The following is a 25,881-nucleotide window of genomic DNA, read 5'->3' as shown; positions in this document are numbered from 1 at the left end:
CTGATTTCGCCCTGGAAACGCGCTGGCCTGGTCCTTGCGGACCGCGGCGGCAGAGTCCCGGGAGAGACCATGAGCCAGCCAGGCCACCGCTGCACTGCAGCGCCAATCCGCGTCTTGCTGATCGACGACCACGCCGTCGTTCGCGAAGGCTACCGACATCTGCTGTCGAGCCGTGCGGCGATCGACGTCATCGGCGAAGCCAGCTCCGGTGCAGCCGGATACCGACGGTTCTTGAAAGGCGGTGTCGATGTGGTCGTCATCGACCTGTCGCTGCCGGGCGTCGGCGGACTCGAAGTGCTGCGTCGCATGCGACACCGCGACGCTGGACTGCGGGCGCTGGTGGTCAGCATGCACGAAGAGCCGGTGATCGTGGAACGCGCGCTGGCGGCCGGAGCGGCAGGCTACTTGAGCAAGCGCTCCAACCCGAGCGCCTTGGTCGACGCGGTGCATCGCGTGGCCTGCGGCGAGACGGTGATCGACACCGCGTTGGCCACCGCGTCACGATCGGCGCCGGCGACACCCGAGCGCTTGCGTCAGCTGTCGACACGCGAGTTCGAGATTTTTCGCCAGCTCGCCGAGGGCCGCAGCGTGTCGCAGATCGCCCGCGAATTGTCTTTAAGCGGCAAGACGGTGGCGAACTACAACACGGCGATTCGCGGCAAGCTTGGCGCCGGCAACGCAGCCGATCTGGCTCGGATCGCCATCGCATCCGGTGTCGTCCATCTGAGTGCCGCATGAATATCAGTCGGCTTTCGCTGCGCTGGCAGCTGTCGGTGACGATGATGCTGGTACTGAGCCTGACCTTGGTCGTGGCCTTGAGCCTGGTGTTACGCAATGCGCGCAAGGCCGTCGATGACGAGGTTCGCGCCAGCTTCGAAGCGGCCAGCAGCAGTCTGGATGCCACGATACTGCTGCTGGCGCTGCGCCCGCACTCGTCGTCGCGCGAAACCTGGCGGAGCTGGGCCGACGCGCAGCAGCGACAACGTCATCTGTGCGTATACCTCGGCGAGCCGGTGGCAGGCGCTGGCTGCGAGCGCCCGGACACGAAACCGCTGACGGCGCCCGCCTGGTTTGCCGGCGACATCATCAGTGCATCGAGGCGGCACAGCCGCTCGCTGCCGGTCGACAACGGTCGGTACCAACTGGTGCTGAGCGCCGACCCGGTTTCCGAGCTCAACGAAGCCTGGAGCGAAACCCGCGTTGTGATGCAGCTGATCGTGCTGATGGCCTTCATCGCCAATCTGCTGATCGTCCTGCTGGTGCGTCGCGCGCTACGTCCGCTGCAGGCTGCGCGACAGATGCTTGAGCAGATGCAGCACGGCGATATCAATGGACGTCTCCCGCGGTCCGGCGCGGCCGATCTGCGGCAGCTGTTCGACGGCATCCTTCAGCTGCAGCGGCGCTTGTCCGATGGCATTGCCGAGAATCGACGGCTGCTGCTGCGGAACCTCGACGCACAGGAAGACGAGCGTCGCCTGATCGCAACCGAACTGCACGACGAAATGGGGCAGCATGTGGCGGCGATCGAGATGGCAACGATCCTGCTGCAGCAAGCTCAGCACGCGGATGGCGACGCTGCACTGCAACGGATTCGCGACTCCGTCGCCGAGATTCATCAGCTGAGTCGTCGGATGTCGCGCCGTCTGCGTCCCGCTGCACTCGATACGCTGGGTCTCGCCGGTGGACTGCAGACGCTGATTGGGCAATGGCGCAGCATGCCGACGCCGATCACCATCGTCGATGATATCGACCGCGACTGCGATCAGGTCGAGCCCTATGTGGCCACGCACGTCTACCGTATCGTGCAGGAAGCGCTGTCGAACGCACTGCGTCACTCCCGAGCCGAGCGAATCACGATCCAGGTCCGCATCGTCGCGGGTGCCCAGCTGCATTTGGGCATCGCGGACGACGGTCATGGCTTCGATCCGTCGGTACAGCGACCCGGGCTCGGCTTGCTCGGCATTCATGAACGCATCAAGGCGCTCGGCGGCACGCTGGATCTGCGCAGCAGCGCCTACGCTGGCTGCGCCCTGCAGGTATCGCTACCCTTGGCGGCGCCCCGGTTTCGGCGTCATTCGATGGAGAAGCGTCCATGGCGGCCCCACGCGGCTCGACCTCAACCCGCGTTGGCCTGATCCAGTGCGTCGCCCTGATCGCCGGCGTCGCGCTGGTCGTCTTCGCGCAACCGGGACGAGCGGAATCATCGCCGCCATCGCCATTGGCCCAGATGTGCCGGACCTGTCATGCCGAAGCGCAAGCCGAGTTCGCCTTCGGTGCCTCACTCGACAGCCTCGATGCGAACACCATCTTCGATCGTCTGCGCGTCTATCGAAGCCGCAGCGATGACGGCAGCGTGATGCCGCGATTCGCACGCGGTATGAGCGATCAGACGATGCAGCAGTTGGCCGCCGAACTCGGGCGATCGGCCCCGTGAACATCACGCTGAGCCGTCGACAGTTGCTGGCGGCCGCATTGCTGCTGCCCGCAAGCACTGCATCGGCGCGAAAGCGAGGTCCGCGGATCATCGTCGTCGGCGCTGGATTCGGCGGCGCCAGCTGCGCTCGACAGCTGCGTCTTTACCTGCCCAACGCCGACATCCTGCTGATCGACCGACAAGCGCGGTTCCTGACCGGGCCATTCAGCAACGGCGTGATCGCCGGCCTCGATGAGGTCGCGATGATCACGCGGCACACTCGCGATGTCGCAACGGCGCACCGCGTCCGCGTGCTGATCGACGAGGTCGTCACGATCGATCCGGTCAAACGCGAAGTGCGGACCGCACAGCACGGCGTACATCGTGCCGATCGCATCGTCGTCGCACCGGGCGTGTCGATGCGCTGGGATCGCATCGAAGGACTCCATCCGGGCAACAGTGATGCGATGCCCCATGGCTGGCTCGGCGGCACGCAAGTCACGGGGCTGCGCGACCGATTCGCTGCACTGGCCGACGGGGCTCGCATCGTGATCGCGGCGCCGCCCAATCCGTATCGCTGTCCGCCCGGTCCCTATGAGCGCGCCAGCCTGATGGCGGCCGCACTACAACGTCGAGGCCATCGCAACAGCCGCATCCTGATCGCCGATGCCAAGGACGACTTCACCAAGCGGGCGCTGTTTCAGCTGGAGTGGGACCGCCGCTATCCCGGCGTGATCGAATGGATTCCGCGAGCGCTCAATGGCGAAGTGGTTCGGGTCGACACACAGCGGCATCACCTATGGCTGCGGGATGCCACGATGCCGATCCAGGCCGATCTGGCGTCAGTGATACCGGCCCAAACCGCGGCGCAGCTGGCGATTGATGCTGATCTGACCGACGAGACACAGTGGTGCCCGGTGCATCCGCAGCGCTTCGAGTCGACGCGACATGCTGGCATCCATGTGATCGGCGACGCCGCAATCGCCGCCCCGATGCCCAAATCCGGTTTTGCTGCCAACAGCCAGGCCAAGCTGTGCGCGGCCGCGATCGCAGCCGATCTACTCGGTAAGCCGATGCCGAAGGCAATGCTGCTGAACACCTGCTATAGCCTGCTCGACACCGACGCGGCGATCTCGGTCAGCGGCTACTACGCGGTGGTGGCAGATCGCCTGTCGGTGCTGTCGGAGGGCATCAGCGCGCTCGGTGGCGACGCAACGCAACGCCGCAGCGAAGCCGAGCAGGCACGCGCCTGGTACCGAACGATCACACGCGACAGCTTCGGTTGACGCGGTGCGCGCAAGCCGCGAGCACGGCTATCGTCGCGGCAGTGTCGTCAGTTCAATCGCCGGATACAGATGCGATACCGACCGGCGATATTCCTCGTCGTGTACGGCCAACTTCTGAAACCGCTCGGGCAACGGCTGGTTCATCACTTCGACCATATCGCGGCCCTGCTCGGCTGCAGTGTGCAAGCTCGTCGATAGCCACTGCAGGTAGTCACGTGTCTGCTCGATCGCGCTGGCATCGCGGACCACGGCGCCATGCCCTGGAACCAGCACCTTGAAGTCGATCTGACGGATCTGATCCAGTGCATTGAGCCATTGCAGCAGATCGGCATTGGGCGTCGTCGGCGCGCGATCGTGAAACACCAGGTCACCGGCAAACAGTGTGCGACTCGCTTCGTCATACACCATCAGATCGCCAGCCGTATGCCCGGCAGTGCCGATCAAGCGCAGTTTGCGTCCGCCGATCTCGACCACGCCCGGCGTCGCCGTCGAGGTCGGCGACTGCGACTGGGTGCCGGCCATCCAGCCGCCGACCAATCGATATAGGTTGTCGGCCAGCGCGTTGCCCTGGGTCTGGATCGCGCTGATCGTGGCCGGCAATGCAGCAATCGACGCATCGGCGTATGCCGCGTCACCGAGATAGTGGTCGGGATGTTGATGCGTGACGTAAACCTGCCGCACCGGTACGCGCGTGATCGCCGCAATCGCCTTGCGTTGCTGCTCGCCGTACTGCAACGACGGACCGGTATCAATGACGATGACGGCGTCAGTGCCGACGATGAATCCGGTGTTGACGATGTTGCCGCCGTTGTCGCGCGTGAAGTGCTCGTTGCGGCCGCTGAATACATAGACGCCGTCGGCAACCGCTTGGGCGCCAAGCCGGTAGTCGTTGGCAGCGTGGGCGACCGCCATCGACGATGCCGCGACCAGCACGGCGGCGCTGATACGAAAGCGGCGTTTCACGGCGTCACCGTCGCGGCAAAGCGATTGCCCTGGATATCGTGCGCGTCGATCCGTACCGGTCCGCTGTGTTGCAGGTCGACGCTGATCACCGGATTCTCGGACACCGGCTCGTACGTCTGCAGGCTGGCCAGCAAGCGGCCATCGCTGGCACGCATGTCGATCCGGTCGATGTGAAACACCGGGATGCCGGCAGCCAGGCCGGTGTCCATCGGATGGATCATCCGCAGCCGCAAGCGCTCGAGTCCTGGTTGCTGCGGCCACAGCCGTGCCGATATCTCGCCGAGACGGTCCTGCCAGAAGCCCTGGCCGGTACCGACGCTGGGCGCCGTGCACCCACCACCGCTGGCGCGCAGCCAGGCGCCCCCTACATGCCAGACGCCATCTCGGGTTCGCATCGCGGCACGCACCGGCGTCGACTGCTCGACCTTGAAGCGAAAGCCGATGTCCGGCGCGGCGGACGTGGGCTGATAGCGCAGAATCTTCGGCAGCGGATTCAAGTCGGCGAACACCAGCACGTCGACGACATCGGTCAGGCCCGGCGCGCTGACGTGTACCGGCACCTGCATCTGATCTTCGGCAGCCGACGGCATCTGCACTTGCACACGCGCGTCGAACACCATCGGGTCCTTGCCCAGAAAGCGCTGGCGCATGTACTGCCAGCTCGGCGAATTCAATGGATCGACCGGCGTGTCGACCGCCGTCGCTGCATGCGCCGGCAGGCTGCCAGCGCACCACAGCGCGCAGACCAGCAGCGCAGCCCTGGCGCGTGACATCAGTGCGATGCCGCCGCCGTCGATGCCATCTCGGGCGCAACGTAGTCGACGCCGTACGCAGCGTAGATCGACTTCAACTCGCCACTGGTCTGCAGCTCCTGCAGCGCTATCTGGATCGCTGCTTTGAGCTTCGGATTGCCGGCCTTGATCGCGATGCCGACATCCCAAGCAGTGCGGAACAAGCCTTGAAACTCGGTCGTCCGCGTCTCGATCGACAGCCCGCCGATCATCTTCATCAAACCCTGCAGCTCGCCGCGCGGCGCCATCACCGAGTCGATCTCGTCGTCAGCCAGGGCTTGGACCGCCGCCTGCGTCGTCGGCAAGCGCACGGCCGACGTGCGCAGACGGCCGCCGTAGGCACCGCTCATGTAGTAGTCGCTGATCGAGCCCAGTTCGACGCCGACCTTGGTTCCGACCAGCGCCATCGGCGTCGTCAGATTTTTGTAGCGGCCGGGCCGATACGCGATGCTCACGGCTTCGCGAAAGTACGGCGAAAATAGGTCGGCCTTGTCCTGGCGCGCGACGTACTGCGGGTCCATGCCGACATGGAGCATCACGTCGGCAACACCGCCGCCGAGATAGTGCCCCTTCCAGATGTTGTTACGCAGATCGTCGTCGGCATCGTCGCCCGGCATGATTGGACGCACTTTCAGCGGCAGGCCGATCTTGCGTGCCAGCGCGGCTGCGAGATCGACATCGGCACCAACATACTTGCCCTGCTGCGGATACGAATACGGAGGAAAGTCGCGATACACCGCGACCTCCAGCACACCGCGCTCGCGTGCCTGGTCGAGTTGGTCGAGGACGGCTTCGTCCGCATCGTCGTCCGCTGCCAAAACGCTGGTCGGCAGCCATAGCGCCAATAGCATCAGCGATACACGCGCCAGCACTCGGTTCATGAGCTACTCCTGATGAACGCTGTCGAGATAGGTGCGGATCGCCCAGATCGCTTCTTCAGAGAAGATGTCGCCGAAGGCAGGCATGTAGGTCACGCCGTTGCGGATCGCGCCGTTGCGAACGCGCATCTGGAAGTACTCGTCGCCATCGTCACCGGTGGGCAGCATTCTCAGATCGGGTGCGATACCGCCAGATACGGCGCCCAAGCCATGGCAGCGCGCGCAGTTCTGGCCGTAGGCAGCCGAGCCGACATCGATCGCCTTCTTGTTGCCGCGATACGGGTTCACCGTCAGCGGGCCATTCTTGATCGCCGGCAGCGCGGCCGTATCGACCGTTTGCGGTGTGACGTTGCCATGCGCCAACGCCAGCGGCGACACGGTGAGAGTCGCGACAGCCGACAGGGACAGGGCGGCCAGAATAGAACGATAAGTTTTCATGACAGGGACAACCGGTTATGGAGTCGTTAGGCGGCCGGCGACCGTGCAGCGCGCCGACCGTTTTCAGAAATTCGTCCGCTGCGGCATGGCGCCGCAACGGTCCGTCGAATCAAGGCTGCGGTGCGATGCACCGCAGCCTTGCAGCGGCTACTTCAGCGCAACGCTGTTGGCCTTGCTCGTGTGGAGCTTAAACACCCACAGCATGCCGCCCTGTGTGATGTCCTTGACCTTCTTGGCCACTTCACCACCCCACAGCGGTACCGCACCGCCCCAGCCGGAGGCGACGGCCACGTACTGCTCGCCGTCCTGCTCCCAGGTCACCGGCTGACCGACGACGCCGGAGCCCGTCTGGAACTTCCACAGCTCGGCGCCCGTCTTGGCATCGAAGGCCTTCAGATAGCCTTCCGGCGTGCCAGTGAACACCAGATTGCCGGCCGTGCTCATCACGCCACCCCACAGCGGTGCTCCGTTCTTGGCTTCCCAGACAATCTTGCCGGTGGCCGGGTCCATCGCACGCAGCACGCCGATGTGGTCTTCGTACAGCGGCTTGATCGTGAAGCCGGCGCCGAGGAAGGCCGCACCCTTCTTGTAGGTGATCGGTTCGTTCCAGATATCCATGCCCCATTCGTTTGACGGCACATAGAACAGGCCGGTGTTCTGGCTGTACGCCATCGGCATCCAGTTCTTGCCACCGAGGAACGACGGTGCGGCGAACACCGAGCTGCCCTTGTCTTCCTTGCCCGGATCGCCAGGGCGATTCGCGGTTTCGATCGGACGGCCGGTCTTCATGTCCACGCCGCTGGCCCAGGTTTGCTGCGACACGAACGGCGAAGCGCCGAGCAGCTTGCCATTGGTACGATCGAGCACATAGAAGAAGCCGTTACGATCCGCCTTGGCGCCGGCCTTGATCGTCTTGCCATCCTTCTTCATGTCGAACGGGATGAACTCGTTGACGCCGTCGAAATCCCAGGAATCATGCGGCGTGCTCTGGTAGCTCCACACGATCTTGCCGGTGTCGGCCTTGATCGCCAGCGTCGACGACGAATACAGGTTGTCACCCGGACGCGTGTGCGCATTCCACGGCGACGGGTTGCCGGTGCCGCAGTAGATCAGGTCGACGTCGGCGCCGTAGGTGCAGCCAAGCCAAGTCGCCGCGCCACCCGACTTGTACTGGTCGCCTTCCCAGCTTGCGTTGGTCTTGCCAGTGATGCCGTTGTCCTTGCCATTGAGCGTGCCCATGTGGCCTTCGACGGTCGGACGCGACCACACCAGCTTGCCGGTCTTGGCGTCACGCGCATCGACGCGGCCCACAACACCGAACTCACCGCCGGACACACCCGTGACGATCAGGTTCTTGACGATCAGCGGAGCGGCCGTGTTGGAGTAGCCAGCCTTGTAATCATCCAGCTTTTCGTTCCAGACGACCTTGCCGGTTTCCTGGTTCAGCGCCACCAGATGCGCATCGAGCGTGCTGAAGATCACCAGATCATCAAACAGCGCGGCACCGCGGTTGACCACGTCGCAGCACGGCATGATGCCGTCGGGCAGACGATGCTCGTAGGCCCACAGCTTCTTGCCGGACTTGACGTCGAGCGCCCACAGACGCGAGTACGAGCCGGTGATGAACATCTTGCCGTTGTAGATCAGCGGCTGGGTTTCCTGGCCGCGCTGTTTCTCGTCACCGAACGAGAACGTCCAGGCCGGCACCAGATCAACGACGGTCTGCGTGTTGATCTTGCTCAGCGAGCTGTAACGCTGACCGCTCTGACCCATGCCCACCGTCAGGACATCGGACGGTGTGGTGGCGTCAGTCGAGATCATGTCCGGCGTGACGCCGGCTTGCGCCGACATCGACATCGCGGCGAGCACGATTGCGCTCAGCGCCCCGACTACGGTGTTGCGGCTGCGGCGCTGGGCGCCGCGGTAACGTGGAATGGTTTCCATCTGTTCTCTGCCTCCAGAATGTTTTGATGGTGTTGAGCCCCTGCGGCTGCACCGGCGCGCCGTTAAGCACGATCGATGCCACGACGCTGTTGCACGGCAGCGGACCACAATGACGCGCTCACACGGCGCAATCGTCGACGTTATAGGCCTTTTTCTCGTGCTGCATTGCAGCGAAATGCGCGTCGATTGCCGGGTCGGTGCCATTGGCATCCGATCGTGTCGCGCCGGGTGTGTCATCGGCGCGTCCCGCCAGCGGCGACTGTCACGTTTGCGTTACGCACCTGGCGTCAGCCAAAAAAAAAGCCGGACCTCTCGGTCCGGCCAGGGTCGCGGAGAGACGACTCAGAACGACAGGAAGGCACCGACGTTGACGTTGTTGCTGCTGTTCTTGGCGCCGTCGTGCGCTTCGGTCGAGACATCGCTGAATTCGGCCAGCAGCGTCAGGTTCTTGGTCAATGCGTGATAGACGCCCGCAGTCACCTTGCTGTTGGTCTCCAGAAGGTTCGGTGTTGCAGCGCGATCGGCGCTACCCGCGAAATCCAGATTGCTGACGCCATAGTTCAAGCCGAGCTTGGTCTTGCCCAACGTGTAGGTGCCCTGCAGCAGATAACCGTCGGAATCGCGCTTGTTACCCAGGCCGTCGTCACTGAGGATGAACAGGCCGGTCGTGCCGATACCGCTGCCGGTGTAATAGCTGGCCATCAGATCCGCAGCCCCGAGCTTGAGCTTGGCCGTGACATCGACGCCGGTACCGGTGTAGTTCTGACCGGTCGGCAGGTTCTGGGTCTGTGAAATGAAGGCCGAGGACAGGTACAGCGCGCCGGCCTTGTAGACCAGCTTGCCGTGAAAGCCGGGTGCGCTCTCGGCGGTCGCGGCTCCCTGAAGCAGCGGCTCGATCGGGTCGAAGATGCCCAGGGTCAGCGTCAGGCCTTCGATCAGGGCCGGGGTCGTGTAGTTCATCTGCGCCAGCGTGTCGGTGTACAGATAGCCGAAGCCGATCGAACCCAGCGTCGTGTTCGCTGGCGCACCGCCGGACATCGCACCACCGACACCGACGCCGGGCAGCGTCATGTCGTTGATGATCGCGTCGAATCCGAACAGGCCGAAGTTGCGGCCCAGCGAGAAGGTGCCGATCTGCTTGTTGCCGAAGGTCATGAACACTTGGCGCACATCCAGTCCGGTGGTGCCGAGGGCGACGTTGGTGCCGAGGCCACCGCCCTGCTGCAAGTTGGGACTGCCGCCGTCATTGGTGCTGACGCCGGGATAGAAGCCGAAGGTACCGGTGATGTCGTAGCCGTCCTGCGTGGTCGCCACGCCCAGTACCAGCGCGGCCGGCAGCAAACCATTGCTGACGGTCGACACGTTCTTTTTGCCGCCGACGTCGACGGCACAAGCGCTGCCGACCGTCACGATCGCCTGCGGCTTGTTCTCGCAGGTCGAGTGGATGTAGTGAACGTTGACGTTGCCATTGGCGGTGAACTTCCAGTCGCCCGCCTGCACCTCAAGGGCGGATGCAGCGGTGGAGGCCAACATCGATCCGATACCGAAGGCAATGGCGTGACGCTTGAACGAGTGCTTCATAGTGTTCCCCAAGAAGGAAGGTTGTTTGGCGCCAGAACCCGGACGGACCCTGGCCGCTGTGCCGAGGCGTCTCTCTTCAACGACGTGCGGTGCATCGCCTGTTTTTGCGATGTTCTGCAGGGCACGTCGCTCGCACACGCTGCGGCGGGGCGCGCTTGAGCAACGCTCATGCCACGCACTCCAGTGCACTGCATGTCGCTGTTTCTGTTTGTATTCCTCAATGCTGGCCAACCGCGCGCGTACGCCGGGCTGTCACGGCAGCGGTGAAGGACGCACTGCAGACGCGACGCTTTGCTGCAGTTACGCCACAGCCGTGACAGCGGGCTGCTTGCGCGCCGGCTCCGCGCGCCGCCATCACGGCAGGTCCTCCGGTGTCACGCCGATGACACAGCCCATGACAGTCATCGCGGCGGGGTCGCCATGCTGCATTGCAGTACGACCAAAGCCGCGTTGACGCCGCGTGATGCCGGGACTAGCGTTCGGCACGGTGTCGCTGTGCCGGTGCGTGATCGTCGGCGGCTACCGCGGATGTGGCGAGGAGAACAACGAGCCGATCACCGATACGGTGACGGCCAACACGAGGTGCAGCATGGGTGACACCGCATTGGTACAGCACGCGCGCGGCGTGCTCGGCTTGGTCAATGGACTGGGCGCGGCACCGCGAACGGCGATCGAAGAGCCGATCAAGAATTCCTGGCAGCGTTGCGTCAACGACTATCGTCTCGATCCGGCGCGTTCGCATCCGACCTGCGTCGTCGACACGCGCAACCTCAAAGAGCTGCAGGGCCAGCATGAAGAGCTGGTCGATATCGCGCGCGCCGAGATGGACACCTTGTATGACCAGATCAGCGGATCGGGCTACGCGCTGCTGCTGACCGACGTCAACGGCATCATCCTGTCAGAGAAGATCGATCCGACGCTGACGACGATGTTTCGCAGTGCGGGCCTGATCATTGGCGCGAACTGGAGCGAGCAGACCGAAGGGACCAACGGGATCGGCACCTGCATCGCCGAAGGTCGCTCGATCACGATCCATCGCGCCGATCACTTCCGCGCGCGCCACATCGGGCTGTCGTGTTCCGGTGCGCCGATCCGCGATCCAAACGGCTCGATGATCGCCGTGCTCGACGCTTCGGTGGTCGGATCGCACGACACGCGATCGAGCCAGATGCACACGATGGCGCTGGTCAATACTTCAGCGCGCCTGATCGAGAAGTGTCTGTTTCTGCGCCGCTGCCAGCCGTACCGGATTCTGCGTTTCCACAGCCGTCCGGAGTTCGTCAATCTGCTGCACGACGCAGCGCTGGCGCTGTCCGACGACGGCACGATCGTCGCTGCCGACGATATGGCGGTGGCGCTGTTGCAGGTGCCGGGCCGCACCGCGTTGATCGGCAGCCGCGTCAGCGACCTGTTCGATGTCGGCGAAGCGGAGCTGGCCCAGCTGGCCAGCACCCGCCAGGCCTTGTTCCCGGTGCGCGATGTGCGCATGGGCCGCCGCTACTTCATCAGCATGGTGCCGGCACAGCGCTCGGCACAGCTGATGGAAGTGCATCGCCCGCGTCAGCGCGGTTTTGTCGATCGCGTCCACGTAACGCCGCAGCCGCGGCCCGCCGTGATGTCGCTGACCGAGCTGGCGGGTGAAGATCCGGAGATGCTGCGCAACGTCCGCGCTGCCGGTCGCGTCGTCGATTCGCAGGTGCCGATGCTGATCCAGGGACCGACCGGCGCTGGCAAAGAAGCCTTTGCCAAGGCCGTTCACCTGGCCAGCGCACGCGCGTCCAAGCCGTTCGTGGCGGTCAATTGCGGCGCGATTCCCGAAACGCTGATCGAGTCGGAGCTGTTCGGGTATCGACCGGGTGCGTTCACCGGTGCGCGCAAAGAAGGCGCACGCGGCTACATCCTGCAGTCCAGCGGCGGCACGCTGTTCCTGGATGAGATCGGCGACATGCCGCTGAATCTGCAGACGCGACTGCTGCGCGTACTCGAAGAACAAGAAGTGCTGCCGCTGGGCAGCGACACGCCGATCAAGGTCGAACTGCGCGTGATCAGCGCCTCGCACCGCAACCTGCGCGACATGATCCGCGCCGGTACCTTCCGCGAAGACCTGTACTACCGCCTCAACGGCATGACACTGGAGCTGACGGCACTGCGCGAGCGCGGCGATCGCGAACGCGTGATCCGGCAGATGATCGCCACTGAATCGACACAAGCGGTGTCGATCGACGGTGACGCCTTTGCACGGCTGATGGCCTATCCGTGGCCGGGCAACATCCGCGAGCTGCGCAATGTGATCCGCACCGCGCTGGCGATCTGCGAAGGCAGCGTGGTCCGCATGGTCGATCTGCCATCCGAACTACGTCACTACCAGAGCGAGCCCGCCGCCAACGCGGCCATCGCATCGACGCCGCAGGCAGTCGCGACCGTCGACATGCACTCGACGCCGGCCACAACGCCCATGTCGGACAACCCGCTGCTCGACGCCGAACGCGCTGCGATCCTGCATGCGGTCGAGCAGTGCCGCTGGAACATGACGCTGACCGCGCGCCAGTTGGGAATGAGTCGCAACACGCTGTACCGCAAGCTGAAGCGCCACGACATCGCCGTCGGCGATTCGCGACGCGATTAGCTGTGTCGCCGATGACACAGTCTGTGTCATCGGCGACAACGTCGGCCGGCGACGCGGCCTCGATCAGCCGCGCAGCTGATCGAGGATTGCCGGGTTTTCCAGCGTGCTGGTGTCCTGCGTCAGGTGCTGGCCCGCGCCGATCGAGCGCAGCAGGCGCCGCATGATCTTGCCCGAGCGAGTCTTGGGCAGGCCGTCGACCAAACGGACTTCATCGGGACGGGCGATCGCGCCGAGTTGCTCGGCGACCCAGCCGCACAACTCGCGCTGCAGCCCGCTGGCGATCGCGTGTTCACGCTCGCCGCGCACGACCACGAACGCCAGAATCGCTTCGCCTTTGATGTCGTGAGGCCGCCCGACGACCGCCGCCTCGGCGACGCGGGGATGCGCTGCCAGCGCCGACTCGACCTCCATCGTACCCAGTCGATGGCCCGACACATTCAGCACGTCGTCAATGCGGCCCAGAATCCAGACATCGCCATCTTCATCGCGCTGAGCCCCATCACCGGCCACGTACACGGAGTTGCCGAAGCGGCCGAAGTAGGTTTCGGCATAGCGCGCATCGTTACCCCAGATCGTGCTGAGCATCGACGGCCACGGCTTGGTGACGACCAGCAGTCCGCCCCGCCCGATCTGCGTCACCGGTACGCCGTCCTCATCGACGATGTCGATGCAGATACCGGGCAAGGGCCGTGTGCACGAACCTGGTTTGATCGGCATTGCACCCGGCACGGGCGCGATCATCATCGCGCCGGTTTCGGTCTGCCACCAGGTATCGACGATCGGGCAGCGTCCACCGCCGATGACGCGGTGGTACCACAGCCAGGCTTCGGGATTGATCGGCTCGCCGACCGTACCGAGCAAGCGCAACGACGACAGATCATGCCGCGCCGGCAACTCGTCACCGAGCCGCATCAGCGCTCGGATCGCCGTCGGCGCGGTGTAGAAGATGCTGACCTTGTGCGCAGCAATCATCCGCCAGAAGCGCTCACCATCGGGATACGTCGGCACGCCCTCGAACATCACTTGTTCGATGCCGTTGGCCAGCGGCCCGTAGGCCACATAGGAATGCCCGGTGATCCAGCCGACATCGGCCGTACACCAGAACACGTCGCCCGGCTTGAGATCGAATACCCATTGCATCGTCACGGTTGCGCCGAGCAGGTAACCGCCAGTGGAATGCTGCACCCCCTTGGGCTTACCGGTACTGCCCGAGGTGTACAGCAGAAACAGCGGATGACCGGCGTCGACCCATTCGGGCTCGCAGTGCGTCGGCTGCGACGGCACCAGATCCTGCCAGCGCAGGTCGCGCTGCGGGTGCATCGGGCAGCCATCCATCCGTTGATACACCAGCACGCGCTCGACACTGGCGCAGCCGCCATTGCTCAAGGCCTTGTCGACTGCGCCCTTTAGGTCGACGCGCTTGCCGCCGCGCGGCGCTGCATCGGCGGTGATCACCAGGCGCGCGCCGGCATCTTCGATCCGGTCCTTCAGCGAATCGGCCGAGAAGCCGCCAAACACCGCCGAGTGGACCGCGCCGATCCGGGCACAGGCCTGCATCGCGATCACCGCCTGCGGCCCCATCGGCAGATACAGCACGACACGGTCACCCTTGCCGATGCCCAAGCTGCGCAGCGCATTGCCCAGCTGGCAGACCTGGCGGTGCAGCTCGGCGTAGGTGTAGCGGATCACCTGGGCGTCGTCGGTTTCGAACGTGATCGCGACCTGCTCGCCGCGCGTATCGAGGTGCCGATCCAGGCAGTTGTAGGACGCGTTGATCAGGCCGCCGGAGAACCATTGGTAGTGCGGCGCCCGGCTGTCATCGAGCGCGTGGTCGAACATCCGTTGCCACGTCAGGTGCGTGCGCGCCTGCGCCGCCCAGAAGCCGACATGATCCTCCGCCGCGTGACGATGCAGCGCCTGCAGGCGCTCGGCATCGACAGCGGCCGCTACGACGAACGCTTCCGACGGCGCGAAACGACGCGTCTCGTGCATCACCGACTGGATGTCGTGTTTACGGGCGTCCAGCTCGGCACAGAGCTGGTTGAAAATCGTCAGTACATGACCGACGCCGGGCATCGTGAACAGCTTGGACTGCGCGCCGTAGTAATCCAGCAGCGGAGCGGTATCGCGCTGATAGACCTGGATGCGGCGCATGATCGTGTCGTGGTCGTCGTCGCTGCGGCCCTCGGCCAAGCCGCGGTCGATCAGCCGGCGATGCAGCTCGGCCGCGTCGACGTCCAGGTGCAACACTTTGTCGATCGGCGGCAACCGCTGGGCCGCAAGCAGTTCGTCGAGAATCTGCGCCTGCGCCACGTTGCGGGGAAAGCCGTCGAGGATGAAGCCGCCGGCAAGTCGCGGGTCGGACAATGCATCACGGACGATGCCGATCACGATGCGGTCCTCGACCAGCAGGCCGGCATCCATCGCGGCCTTGGCCTCTAGGCCTAGCGGCGACTGCTGGCGCACTGCGTCGCGCAGTACATCGCCGGTCGACAACTTGGGGATGTCGTAATGCGCGGCCAGCTTTTCCCCTTGCGTTCCCTTGCCTGATCCCGGCGCGCCGAGCAGTACGATTCTCATGGGTCTTCCTTTGGCTTCGATGACGGTGACGAGTCTTGCCCCGGTGGGGCGGGCGGCCGGGGAGCAATTCGGATGCCATCACGATGCCGCGCTGTTTTAATGGGCGAATCGGCTGCCGACGGCGCTTGGTCTGCGGTGATGCACCACGCGCTGTATCGAATGCGCCACACCCTGTCCCGATCCGTGTCGACAGGAATGGCGCAACGGATCGGCGCGGGCAGCGTGATCAGCGGCCACAGCAGCTAAGATGCTCGACGCCACCGCATTGGAGGCTGCAACGGCGGGTGGCACGGTCGTTGCGCCCCGCGGCGCCGCTGCCAGGCCACGATCGCGTCAGACGATCGGCGGCAGCGACGAAGACCCCACATGACACCGCGACGGAGAGAGCATGCGTAAACCCTTATCGACGAGCACGGCGCGCCTCGGCGCCAGCCTGCTCGGCCTGGCCTGCTGCACAGCAGGCGCCGCCGACACGACCGAAGTCGCGGCCATCGGCAACACGGCGGTCATCAGCAGTCCCGCTGCCGTCGAAATGGAAACGGTGACCGTCACGGCCACGCGGCTGCCGGTCGCCAGTTTCGACGTGCCGGCGTCGATCAGCACCGTCAGCGGCGAAGACCTGTACGGCAATACGCTGGGCGTCAACCTGAGCGAGGCGCTGGTGGCCATACCGGGTCTGATCGCGCGCGACCGCCAGAATTACGCGCAGGACACACAGATCTCGATCCGCGGCTTTGGCTCGCGCGCAACCTTCGGCGTGCGCGGCTTGCGCTTGTATCTGGACGGCATACCGGCCACGCAACCGGACGGCCAGGGACAGGTGTCGCATTTCAATCTGGGGTCGGCCGAGCGCGTTGAAGTGCTGCGCGGGCCGTTCTCGTCGATGTACGGCAACTCGTCGGGCGGCGTCATCCAGATGTTCACCGCCGACGGTGCCGGTGATCCAATGGTCGGCGGCGCCTTCGTCGCCGGCAGCTTCGGCACGCAGCGCAGCAGCATCACCATGCGCTCCAGCGTCGATCCAGCCCGCACGATCGACTACATCGCCAACTACATGCGGTTCGACACCGACGGCTTCCGCGACCACAGTGCAGCCAAGCGCGAATCGTTCAACACCAAGCTGAACTGGCAGATCAGCGAGGCATCACGACTGAGCCTGGTGCTGAATACGTTCTCGTCGCCCGACACACAGGACCCGCTGGGCCTGACGCGCGCGCAGTTCAATGCCGACCCGAGCCAGGCCACGGTGCAGGCCACGCAATTCAATACGCGCAAGAGCGCCGAGCAAAATCAGGGCGGCCTGATCTACGACTTGCGCTTGAGCAGCACCCAGAGCGTGCGCGTGCTGGGCTACTACGGCGAGCGCACGGTCGAGCAGTATCTGGCGATCCCGGCGGCCACGCAGGGCAATCCCCGCCACGGCGGTGGCGTCGTCGACCTGAGCACGCAATACGGTGGCACCGACGCGCGGTGGACCTACGAGGGTTTGCTCGGAGGCCGGCAGCTGACGCTGGTCGCGGGTCTGAACTACGACGAGCTGTCGCAGCACCGCCTGGGTTACAACAACTTCGTCGGCAGCGAGCTCGGCGTCCGCGGCGCGCTGCGGCGCGACGAGCGCAACGTCGTCGGCAACCTCGACCAGTACCTGCAAGCCAGCGTCGCACTGACCGAGCGCTTCACGCTGATGGCCGGCGCGCGTCACAGCCGCGTCGATATCGAGTCACGCGACCGCTACATCGTCGGCGCTAACCGCGACGACAGCGGCAACACCGACTATTCGGCGACGACGCCGGTCGCTGGCCTGACGTATCGCGCCAATGACGCGCTGCGGCTGTACGCCTCCTACGGTCGCGGCTTCGAAACGCCGACGCTGGCCGAGGCGGCCTATCGTCCCGACGGCAACGCGGGCTTGAACCTCGACCTCGAGGCGGCGCGCAGCAACAACGCCGAGGTCGGCGCCAAGCTGCGCTTGCAGCCCGGCACGCTGGCCGAGCTGGCGGTGTTCCACACCGACACTCGCGACGAGCTGGCGGTGGCCACCAACAGTGGCGGCCGCTCGACGTTCCGCAACATCGATGAGACACGGCGGCAGGGTGCCGAAGCGTCGGTGACGACGCTGCTGGCCAAGGACCTGCGTCTGCAACTGGCTTACACCTGGCTTGATGCCACCGTGCGCCAGCCGTATGCCACCTGCGTCGGCACGCCGTGTACGGCGGCCAATGCAACGGTCGCCCGTGGTTCGCGCATTGCCGGTGCGCCCGAGCACAGCGGCTTCGCCGGGCTGAACTTTGGCGGCCGCAGCGGCTTGAATGCCGAACTGGATGCCCGCTACATCGACTCGGTGTTCGTCAACGACGTCAACAGCGAGTCGGCCCCGTCGTATACGCTGATCGGCGCCGGCCTGGGCTATATCGTCGAGCGCGCCCACTGGCGTCTTCGCGGCTTCCTGCGCGCGGACAACCTTTTCGACAAGGACTATGTCGGCTCGGTGATCGTCAACGATGGCAACGGCCGCTTCTACGAGCCCGGCCCCGGCCGCAGCGTGCTGGCCGGCGTCAATCTGGACTGGAACGGCTAAACGCAAGCCATGCAGCCGCGGGCCACTACCCGGCCTGGGTAGTGCGCCGGCGCGCCGACACGGGCAGTCTTCGCGCGGGTAACGGGCGAGGACCTCGATGGGCTTGCGGCAACGAATAGCGACTTGGGTGCTGGCCCATCGGCGGGCCGGTTTGGTGTTGTTCGTCGCGATCACCGCGTTCTTCGCCGCCGGCTTGCCGCGCGTCGACTTGCGCACCGTGTTCTCTGATCTGCTGCCCGGCGACGATCCGTTCGTCCAGACGTTCAAGGACCATCCCAGCTTCGGCAATCCGTTGACCGTGATGCTGATGCTCGAGCGCGTCGACGGCGACATCTACAACGCCGACACGCTGGCCAAAACCTGGAAGCTGACGCGCGATATCGACCTGGCACCCGGCGTCGATCACGACCAGATCCTGTCGATCACCACGGAAAAGGCACGCTACTCCGAAGCCACACCGCTGGGCATCGACATGCGCCCGCTGATGGGCGATGCACCGCCGCAGACCGACGCCGAACTGGCGCGGTTCCGCCGCCATGTCGACATGGCGCCCAATGTCCGCACGTTTCTGATCTCCAACGATGATCGCGCCACGCTGATCCTGGCCACGTTCATCGAGCAGCGCGTCGACTACGGCGAGGTGTTCGCCTATGTCGAGCGGCTGGCCGAGCAAGCCCGCGACGAACACCACCGCGTCTACGTGGCCGGGCAGCCGATGCTGATCGGCTGGGTGTACCGCTACGAGCGGCAGATGGTCGCGATCGCACTCGTTACGGTCGGCCTGCTGATCGGCGCACTGCTGCTGTACATGCGCAGCTGGGTCGGCGTACTGACGCCGATCATCACCAGCGCGACCGCGGCGATCTGGGCATTCGGCCTGGTCGGCTGGCTCGGCGTGTCGATCGAGCCCTTGCTGATGGTCGTGCCGCTGCTGCTGACCGCGCGCAGCTTTTCGCACAGCGTGCAATTCACCGAGCGCTTCTACGAGATCCTGGCCGATGTCGGCGACCGACGCCGCGCTGCCGAACTGACGATGACGGTGATGGCAGCGCCGTCGCTGCTGGGCATCGTCACCGACGTGCTCGGCATCGTCGTGGTGTGTGCCGCGCCCATACCGGCGATGGTCCGGCACGCGCTGTTCTGCGGCATGTGGGCGGTGTGGCTGATCCCGACCGGCGTCGTGCTGATCTCGCTGCTGCTGGCCAGCCTGCCGGCGCCGCAGCGGATGCGCACCACATCGAACAGCCCGGTCACGGTCGGGCTGCTGCGTCGCATCGCGCGGCTCAGCCAAGGCCGCGCCGCGCTACTGACCACGGTGGTGGTCGTGATCGCCAGTGGCGTCGTCGTCCAGCAAGCCGCGCAGATCAAGATCGGCAATCCGGTCGAAGGCTCCAACCTGTTCTGGCCGGACTCGGCGTTCAACCAGGCGGTGCGCGCGATCAATGCGCAGTTCCCCGGCGTCAATACGCTGGAGATCGTGCTGGAAGCCAAGGATCCAAAAGCGCCGTTCTGGACATCACAGCGCGTCGACACGGTGATGACGATGCAGCGACTGCAACGGCTGATGGAGAACAGCGCCGACCCGCCGCGCGCGACGCTGTCATTCGCCGACTATCTGACCGAAACCAACCGCCTGTTCAACGGCGGTGACCCGCGCTGGATGCCGCTGGATGCGCGCGAGCGGGCGATCAGTGCCGCGTCGATCGGCGCGATGATGGGGTCCAGCGCCAAGAACTTCGGTCATGTCGTCGACCCGACGCTGCAGCACGCCACGGTGTCGCTGTGGTATCGCGACAACCGACAGGACACCGTCGATGCGGCACTGGCCGCTGCGCAGCGCGCGGTGGCCGAAGTCGGCGCCGACCACGCCGAATTCCGCGTGCGTTTGGGCAGCGGCACGATCGCGTTGCAGGAAGCGGTCAACCGCGTGATCGAACGGTACGAATGGATCGTGATCGGCGTGCTCAACCTGCTGATTTTCGCGCTATGCAGCCTGGCCTATCGCTCGTTCGTCGCCGGGCTGTTGCTGTTGGTGCCGGTCAACCTGGCCAACGAAGCGCTGATCGCCGCGATGCACTGGCTCGGCGTCGGCCTCGATGTGAATTCGATGATCGTCGCAGCGATCGGCGTCGGTGTCGGCATCGACTACGGCATCTACCTGTTGTCGCGTATCGCCGAAGAAGTCCAGGCCCGCAGCGGGCGCTGGAACGAGGCGATCGAAGCCGCGCTGGTGACCACGGGCCGCGCGATCCTATTCACCGCCACCGTGATGACGATCGGCATCCTGCCCTGGTATCTGATGTCGGATCTGAAGTTCGTCGCCGACATGGGGCTGCTGCTGATCGCAATCATGGGCATCAATCTGGTACTGGCGCTGGTCGTGTTGCCGCTACTGGTGGCCTGGGTCAAGCCCTCGTTCGCGCTGCGCCAGAACCGCATCGTCGGCGAGCACTGGCTGCACTGATCAGCACCGGGCCAGACCGCAGTGGCTACAATTGACACCACCGGCGCGTCGATGCGCCCTCTCCTACTCGTCCCAAACGGAATTGCTCATGTCCAAGCCTGATGTCTTCGTCGTCTCGGCCGCTCGTACCGCGATTGGTAGCTTTGGTGGCAGCCTCAAGGATGTTGCCCTCGCCGATCTTGCGACCACCGCCGTCAAGGCCGCGATCCAGCGCTCCGGCGTGTCGGCCGACCAGGTCGGACACGTCGTCATGGGCAACGTGATCCCGACCGAGGCACGCGACGCCTACCTCGGCCGCGTCGCGGCGATCAACGCCGGCGTGCCGATCGAAACGCCCGCGTTCAACGTCAACCGTCTGTGCGGCTCGGGCCTGCAGGCGATCGTGTCGGCGACGCAGGCGTTGCTGCTCGGCGAAACCGGCGTGGCAATTGCCGCCGGCGCCGAGTCGATGAGCCGCGGGCCGTATCTGTCGACGCAGGCACGCTGGGGCGGCCGCATGGGCGACATCCAGATGATCGACTACATGCTCGGCATCCTTCACGACCCGTTCCAGAAGTTCCACATGGGCATCACTGCCGAAAACGTTGCCGAGCGCTACGGCATCACGCGCGAAATGCAGGACGCGGTGTCGGTGGAGAGCCAGCGCCGCGCCGCGCAAGCGATCGCCGAAGGTCGCTTCTCGTCGCAGATCGTGCCGGTGCAGATCGCCACGCGCAAAGGCGTCGAAGTCTTCGAAACCGATGAAAACGTCCGCGCCAGCGTCACGCTGGAGCAGCTGGCCAAGATGAAGCCGGTGTTCAAGAAGGACGGCCTGGTCACGGCCGGCAATGCCTCGGGCATCAACGACGGCGCCGGTGCCGTCGTGCTGGCCAGCGGCGACAAGGTCAAGGAGCTGGGCCTGATCCCGCTGGCGCGCATCGTCAGCTACGGCCATGCGGGCGTCGATCCGGCTTACATGGGCATCGGCCCGGTGCCGGCCACGCGCATCGCGCTGCAGCGCGCGGGCCTCGGCGTTAAGGATCTCGACGTGATCGAATCCAACGAAGCCTTTGCGGCGCAGGCCTGCGCGGTCAGCAAGGAGCTGGACATGGATCCGGCCAAGGTCAATCCGAACGGCTCGGGTATCTCGCTCGGTCATCCGGTCGGGGCGACCGGCGTGATCCTGGCGACCAAGCTGATCCACGAACTGCAGCGCACGCGCGGCCGCTACGGTCTGACGACGATGTGCATCGGCGGCGGTCAGGGCATCGCGATCGTCTACGAGCGCGTCTGATTCCGCCGCTGCGCCGACCCGGAGCATCGTGATGATCCGTTCGACGCTGTTCGTTCCTGCCGACAGCGAGCGCAAGCTCGCCAAGGCATCGGGCGCCGGTGCCGATGCACTGGTACTCGACCTCGAAGACGCCGTGCTGCCGGAACGCAAGCCGGCCGCCCGCGCCCAGATGCGCGACTACCTCGCGGCTCACGCCGCTGCGCGCGACGCGATCTGGGTCCGCGTCAACGATCTGCAATCGGGCGAGTTGCTGAAAGACCTGGCGATGGTCGTGCCGGCGCGTCCGGCCGGCATCCTGCTGCCGAAGATTCGCGGGCCGGAGGACGTGGCGATCGTCGGCCACTATCTCGATGCGCTGGAGAGCGAGCACGGCCTGACTCAGGGCCAGATTCGCATCACCGCGATCGTCACCGAAACGCCGGCTGCGGTGCTGAGGCTCAGCGAGCTGGTCAAGCAGGCTCATCCGCGCATACAAGCGATCACCTGGGGCGCCGAAGACCTCAGTGCGGCGCTGGGTGCCGGCGAACCGCGCTTGCCGGGTGGTGCCTGGCGCAGCATGTATGACTACGCGCGCTCGCAATGCCTGCTGGCCGCCCATGCGCTGGGCGTCGAAGCGCTCGACACCGTCTATGTCGACTTCAAGAACCTCGATGGCTTGCGCCGCTCGTGCCTGGAATCACGCTACGACGGCTTCACCGGACGCATGGCGATCCACCCGGACCAAGTCGCGATCATCAACGAGGCCTTCACACCGACGGCCGCGGAGCGCGAACTCGCACAGCGCATCGTCGATGCATTTGCCAGCGGCGCTGGCGCGGTTGCGATCGACGGCAAGATGTATGACGTGCCGCACCTGAAGTCAGCGCGGCGCATCCTGGCACGCTGACAGCGCGACTGCGGCCTCAGTCGCTGGCGACCGGACGCTTGAGCTGCAGCGCGCTGCGCCGGCAGTGGGCCACCAGTTCGTTCTTCTGGTTGTAGGCCCGATGGATGAACTCGACGACGCCCGCATTGGGCCGTGACTTGCTTTCGCGCAGTTGCAGCACCTCGGTTTCGACACGCACCGTGTCGCCGTGAAACAAGGGCTTGGGAAAGCGCACCTCGTCCCAGCCCAGGTTCGCCACCGCGGTGCCATGCGTGGTGTCATTGACCGAGATCCCGACGATCAAGCCCAGCGTGAACGCACTGTTGACGATGCGCGTGCCGAACTCGGTGTGTTCGCGGCAATACTCCTCGTCCAGATGCAGATACGCCGGGTTGTGGGTGATGGCGCTGAACCAGACGTTGTCGGCTTCGGTGATCGTGCGACGGATCGGATGTACGAAGCGCTGGCCAACCTTCATTTCGTCGAAATAGACACCGGGCATTGCGATCTCTCCAGGGATGCTCGTCGTACCGCCGCCGGGCCACGGCGCAGCCGGTCGTGATTCGTTGCTAGTATTGATAGACCCGATTCGGCAGCGCAAACGACGCGACGCTCAGACGCGACGCCAGCGCTGTAATGAGACGCTGCAAGGCGATGCAAGCCGGCATTCCGATCGACGACGCGCGTCGTCATTCACCGGAGGCGACGATGAAATCCAAGGTTTATCCCGATGCGCAGGCCGCGCTGCACGGCATGGTTCGCGACGGCATGACGATCATGGCCGGCGGCTTTGGGCTCTGCGGCGTGCCGGAGCACTTGATCACCGCGCTGCGCGATAGCGGCGTCAAGCAACTGACGGTGATCGGCAACAACGTCGGTGCCGACGATCACGGCATGTGGGCGGTGCTGGCCAACGGCCAGATCAGCAAGGTGCTGGCGTCGTACGTCGGCGAAAACAAGATTCTCGAACAGCTGTACATGAGCGGTGGCGTCGAGATCGAGTTCAACCCGCAGGGCACGCTGGCCGAGCGCATCCGCGCCGGCGGTGCCGGTATCGCGGCGTTCTACACGCGCACCGGCTATGGCACGGCGGTGGCCGAAGGCAAGGAAACCCGGCAGTTCAACGGCGACTGGTACGTGATGGAAACCGGCCTGGTCGCCGACGTGTCATTGGTGAAGGCCTGGAAAGGCGACACCGAAGGCAACCTCGTGTATCGCAAGACCGCGCGCAACTTCAATCCGATGATCGCGACGGCCGGCAAGCTGACGATCGCCGAAGTCGAGATCCTGGTCGAGCCCGGCGAACTGGACCCCGACCAGATCCACACGCCGGGCATCTATGTCGATCGCCTCTGTGTCGGCACACACTACGTCAAGCACATCGAGCGAAGGACGACACGACCGCGCGCGACGCCGGCACAGGAGAACTGACATGGCATGGTCCCGAGAACAGATGGCCGCGCGCGCCGCACGCGAGTTGCAGGACGGCTACTACGTCAACCTCGGCATCGGCATCCCGACGCTGGTCGCCAACCTGATCCCGGACGGCATCGCCGTCACTTTGCAGAGCGAGAACGGCATGCTCGGCATGGGGCCGTTCCCGTACGACGACGAAGTCGATGCCGACTTGATCAATGCCGGCAAGCAGACGATCACCGAACTCAAGCACACCAGCTATTTCTCCAGCGCCGACAGCTTCGCGATGATCCGCGGCGGCCACATCGATCTGTCGATACTCGGCGCGATGCAGGTGGCCGAAAACGGCGATCTCGCCAACTGGATGGTGCCCGGCAAGATGATCAAGGGCATGGGCGGCGCGATGGATCTGGTTGCCGGCGTGCGCCGCGTGGTGGTCGTCATGGAGCACACCGAAAAGAACGGAGCACCGAAATTCAAGCGTCAGTGTGCGTTGCCACTGACCGGCAAGGGCGTCGTCGATCTGCTGATCACCGATCTGGCGGTGTTCGCGATCGACCGCAAAGGCAGCGGCGCGACGCTGATCGAGCTGGCTGACGGCGTCACGCTGGACCAGGTGCGCCAGGCAACCGAAGCGCACTTCAAGGTCGCTTTGACGGCCGCGACCTGATTGGCTTCAGCCGCGTCGGCGCGCGCCGACGGCGGCCAGTGCATCGAGTTCGCGCTGATGCAGTTGCCGGTACTGCGTCGGCGACTGGCCGCGCCAGCGACGAAACGCGGTGATGAACGGCGCCGGCTCGGCATAGCCGAGACGCTCGGCGACTTCGGCCAGCTTCATCCGCCCGGTGGTCAGCAGTTCTTCGGCAATGGCCTGACGCACTTCGTCAATCAGTGCGCGGAACGAGGTGCCCTCGTCGATCAAGCGCCGCCGTAAGCTGCGACTCGACAAGTGCAGCCGCGCCGCGACGTCTTCCATCGACGGCATCGCCGCCGGCGTGCGCAGCAGCAGGTCGCGCACTTCGCCGGCGACACCGCCCCGGACGCGGCGCCGCGCCAGCAAATGACGGCACTGCGCCTCGCACAGGCGTGCAATCGCCGGATCGGCCATCGGCAGCGGCGCGTCGAGCGTGGCCGCGTCGAGCAGCAATTCGTTGCGTGCGGCACCAAAGCTCGGTCGCACGCCGCACAGCCGGTCGAAGCGGCTGGCATAGACCGGTCGCGGAAACGCAAAGTTGGCATAGCGCGCCGGAAACCCACCGGGGCGGATCTCCAGCGCGGCTTGCGCCCAGGCCGCGAAGTCGCGCTCGATCAGGAACTGGCGCAAGTCTTCGGGCAGGCCGCTGTCGTCGAGTACGATCAGCAGATCGCTGCCGCGCGCTTCGGTGCGGAAGCGGCCGAACGCATGGCTCAAATCGAGATAGCGCATCGCCAGATGCGTGGCGTCGCGAAACGTGCGACTGCTCAGCAGCGCGTAGCCGGTCAGGCCATAGGTGGACAAGTGATAGCGCAAGCCGGCTTCCAGGCCCAGCCCCGGCAGCGGGCCGAGCGCGTTGACGATGTTGCGGATCAGCTGCAGCTCTTGCGCCGCTTCGATCTCGGCCTGGGGATCGGCCAGCTGCGCCACGGTGATGCCGGTAGCGCGCAAGCAGCGCGCGCGGTCGGCGCCGCGCTCCACGGCGAGCGTGACCAGCAGCGCAGCGCTGACGGTGCTGCGGCGTACATCGGCATACGACATCGGGACTCCGCTGGCGGCATTGCACGGGTGATCGACGAGCGGACGGCTGT

At 65.2% G+C, this 25,881-nt stretch carries 20 protein-coding genes and 1 pseudogene; 11 read left to right on the top strand and 10 right to left on the bottom strand.

Annotated features, from left to right (window positions below; all coding sequences use genetic code 11):
* The first annotated feature begins 69 nt into the window (after positions 1-69).
* Genes BUB09_RS07580 through BUB09_RS07565 form a run of 4 tightly spaced genes read left to right on the top strand, consistent with a single transcriptional unit; the run spans position 70 to position 3,699 of the window.
* Positions 70-738, top strand: coding sequence for a response regulator transcription factor (locus tag BUB09_RS07580; protein WP_072896258.1), 669 nt, complete (start codon positions 70-72; stop codon positions 736-738).
* Entirely contained in the window at positions 735-2,135 is a 1,401-nt protein-coding gene (locus BUB09_RS07575) for an ATP-binding protein (protein WP_072896257.1), read from the top strand. Before BUB09_RS07580 ends, BUB09_RS07575 begins: the two co-directional genes overlap by 4 nt.
* A complete protein-coding gene (locus tag BUB09_RS07570) occupies positions 2,093-2,434 on the top strand; it encodes a c-type cytochrome (RefSeq protein ID WP_072896255.1) in 342 nt (113 codons plus the stop codon). The genes BUB09_RS07575 and BUB09_RS07570 overlap by 43 nt, the downstream gene beginning before the upstream one ends.
* Positions 2,431-3,699 carry an NAD(P)/FAD-dependent oxidoreductase gene (locus BUB09_RS07565; protein ID WP_072896253.1) on the top strand — a complete coding sequence of 423 codons (1,269 nt, stop codon included), beginning with the start codon at positions 2,431-2,433 and terminating at the stop codon, positions 3,697-3,699. Before BUB09_RS07570 ends, BUB09_RS07565 begins: the two co-directional genes overlap by 4 nt.
* 27 nt (positions 3,700-3,726) lie before the next feature.
* Here the strand turns inward: BUB09_RS07565 and BUB09_RS07560 are convergent, their stop codons facing one another.
* The 6 genes from BUB09_RS07560 to BUB09_RS07535 form a co-directional block, all read right to left on the bottom strand.
* Positions 3,727-4,662 carry a quinoprotein relay system zinc metallohydrolase 1 gene (locus BUB09_RS07560; RefSeq protein WP_245793184.1) on the bottom strand — a complete coding sequence of 312 codons (936 nt, stop codon included), beginning with the start codon at positions 4,660-4,662 and terminating at the stop codon, positions 3,727-3,729.
* A complete protein-coding gene (locus tag BUB09_RS07555; RefSeq protein WP_072896252.1) occupies positions 4,659-5,435 on the bottom strand; it encodes a quinoprotein dehydrogenase-associated SoxYZ-like carrier in 777 nt (258 codons plus the stop codon). The genes BUB09_RS07560 and BUB09_RS07555 overlap by 4 nt, the downstream gene beginning before the upstream one ends.
* Positions 5,435-6,334 (bottom strand): substrate-binding periplasmic protein, encoded by a 900-nt coding sequence (locus BUB09_RS07550; RefSeq protein ID WP_072896250.1) that lies wholly within the window; start codon positions 6,332-6,334, stop codon positions 5,435-5,437. The genes BUB09_RS07555 and BUB09_RS07550 overlap by 1 nt, the downstream gene beginning before the upstream one ends.
* A 3-nt stretch (positions 6,335-6,337) precedes the next feature.
* Positions 6,338-6,769, bottom strand: a complete 432-nt coding sequence (pedF, locus tag BUB09_RS07545; RefSeq protein WP_072896248.1) for a cytochrome c-550 PedF — start codon at positions 6,767-6,769, stop codon at positions 6,338-6,340.
* 147 nt (positions 6,770-6,916) lie between these two features.
* Positions 6,917-8,620 (bottom strand): PQQ-dependent methanol/ethanol family dehydrogenase, encoded by a 1,704-nt coding sequence (locus BUB09_RS07540; RefSeq protein ID WP_436232910.1) that lies wholly within the window; start codon positions 8,618-8,620, stop codon positions 6,917-6,919.
* A gap of 435 nt (positions 8,621-9,055) precedes the next feature.
* Positions 9,056-10,294, bottom strand: coding sequence for a porin (locus BUB09_RS07535; protein WP_072896245.1), 1,239 nt, complete (start codon positions 10,292-10,294; stop codon positions 9,056-9,058).
* A gap of 463 nt (positions 10,295-10,757) precedes the next feature.
* Here BUB09_RS07535 and BUB09_RS07530 point away from each other — a divergent pair, with 463 nt between their 5' ends.
* Positions 10,758-12,920: a sigma-54-dependent Fis family transcriptional regulator gene (locus BUB09_RS07530; protein ID WP_245793183.1), complete on the top strand. Its 2,163-nt coding sequence runs from the start codon at positions 10,758-10,760 to the stop codon at positions 12,918-12,920.
* Between the two features lie 63 nt (positions 12,921-12,983).
* On the opposite strand, the gene acs is transcribed toward BUB09_RS07530, so the two are convergent.
* Positions 12,984-14,912, bottom strand: coding sequence for an acetate--CoA ligase (gene acs / locus BUB09_RS07525; protein ID WP_072896680.1), 1,929 nt, complete (start codon positions 14,910-14,912; stop codon positions 12,984-12,986).
* A gap of 39 nt (positions 14,913-14,951) precedes the next feature.
* Positions 14,952-15,500, bottom strand: a pseudogene (locus BUB09_RS17640) (adenylate kinase); the annotation flags it as partial.
* Between the two features lie 388 nt (positions 15,501-15,888).
* Here BUB09_RS17640 and BUB09_RS07515 point away from each other — a divergent pair.
* From BUB09_RS07515 to BUB09_RS07500, 4 genes are all read left to right on the top strand, one after another.
* Positions 15,889-18,078 (top strand): TonB-dependent receptor family protein, encoded by a 2,190-nt coding sequence (locus BUB09_RS07515; protein ID WP_084083239.1) that lies wholly within the window; start codon positions 15,889-15,891, stop codon positions 18,076-18,078.
* Between the two features lie 97 nt (positions 18,079-18,175).
* The gene (locus tag BUB09_RS07510) at positions 18,176-20,542 is read left to right on the top strand and encodes an efflux RND transporter permease subunit (protein WP_072896243.1); all 2,367 of its coding nucleotides are present in this window, start codon (positions 18,176-18,178) and stop codon (positions 20,540-20,542) included.
* Positions 20,543-20,630: 88 nt separating this feature from the next.
* Positions 20,631-21,815: an acetyl-CoA C-acyltransferase family protein gene (locus BUB09_RS07505; protein WP_072896242.1), complete on the top strand. Its 1,185-nt coding sequence runs from the start codon at positions 20,631-20,633 to the stop codon at positions 21,813-21,815.
* Between the two features lie 31 nt (positions 21,816-21,846).
* Positions 21,847-22,701, top strand: coding sequence for an HpcH/HpaI aldolase/citrate lyase family protein (locus BUB09_RS07500; protein ID WP_072896240.1), 855 nt, complete (start codon positions 21,847-21,849; stop codon positions 22,699-22,701).
* Positions 22,702-22,717: 16 nt separating this feature from the next.
* Here the strand turns inward: BUB09_RS07500 and BUB09_RS07495 are convergent, their stop codons facing one another.
* Positions 22,718-23,182, bottom strand: a complete 465-nt coding sequence (locus BUB09_RS07495) for a MaoC family dehydratase (protein WP_072896238.1) — start codon at positions 23,180-23,182, stop codon at positions 22,718-22,720.
* Positions 23,183-23,388: 206 nt separating this feature from the next.
* Here BUB09_RS07495 and BUB09_RS07490 point away from each other — a divergent pair, with 206 nt between their 5' ends.
* Together BUB09_RS07490 and BUB09_RS07485 are read left to right on the top strand one after the other, a co-directional pair.
* Positions 23,389-24,111, top strand: a complete 723-nt coding sequence (locus BUB09_RS07490; RefSeq protein WP_072896676.1) for a CoA transferase subunit A — start codon at positions 23,389-23,391, stop codon at positions 24,109-24,111.
* Between the two features lies 1 nt (position 24,112).
* Positions 24,113-24,766 (top strand): 3-oxoacid CoA-transferase subunit B, encoded by a 654-nt coding sequence (locus BUB09_RS07485; RefSeq protein ID WP_072896237.1) that lies wholly within the window; start codon positions 24,113-24,115, stop codon positions 24,764-24,766.
* Positions 24,767-24,772: 6 nt separating this feature from the next.
* Here BUB09_RS07485 and BUB09_RS07480 read toward each other — a convergent pair whose 3' ends face one another.
* Positions 24,773-25,831: an AraC family transcriptional regulator gene (locus BUB09_RS07480; protein ID WP_072896235.1), complete on the bottom strand. Its 1,059-nt coding sequence runs from the start codon at positions 25,829-25,831 to the stop codon at positions 24,773-24,775.
* Positions 25,832-25,881 lie beyond the last annotated feature (50 nt).

It is taken from the genome of Hydrocarboniphaga daqingensis (assembly GCF_900129825.1).
Classification (GTDB): domain Bacteria; phylum Pseudomonadota; class Gammaproteobacteria; order Nevskiales; family Nevskiaceae; genus Hydrocarboniphaga; species Hydrocarboniphaga daqingensis.
The sequence above is the reverse complement of the archived record's forward strand: the minus strand, read 5'-3'. Positions and strand labels throughout refer to the sequence as shown.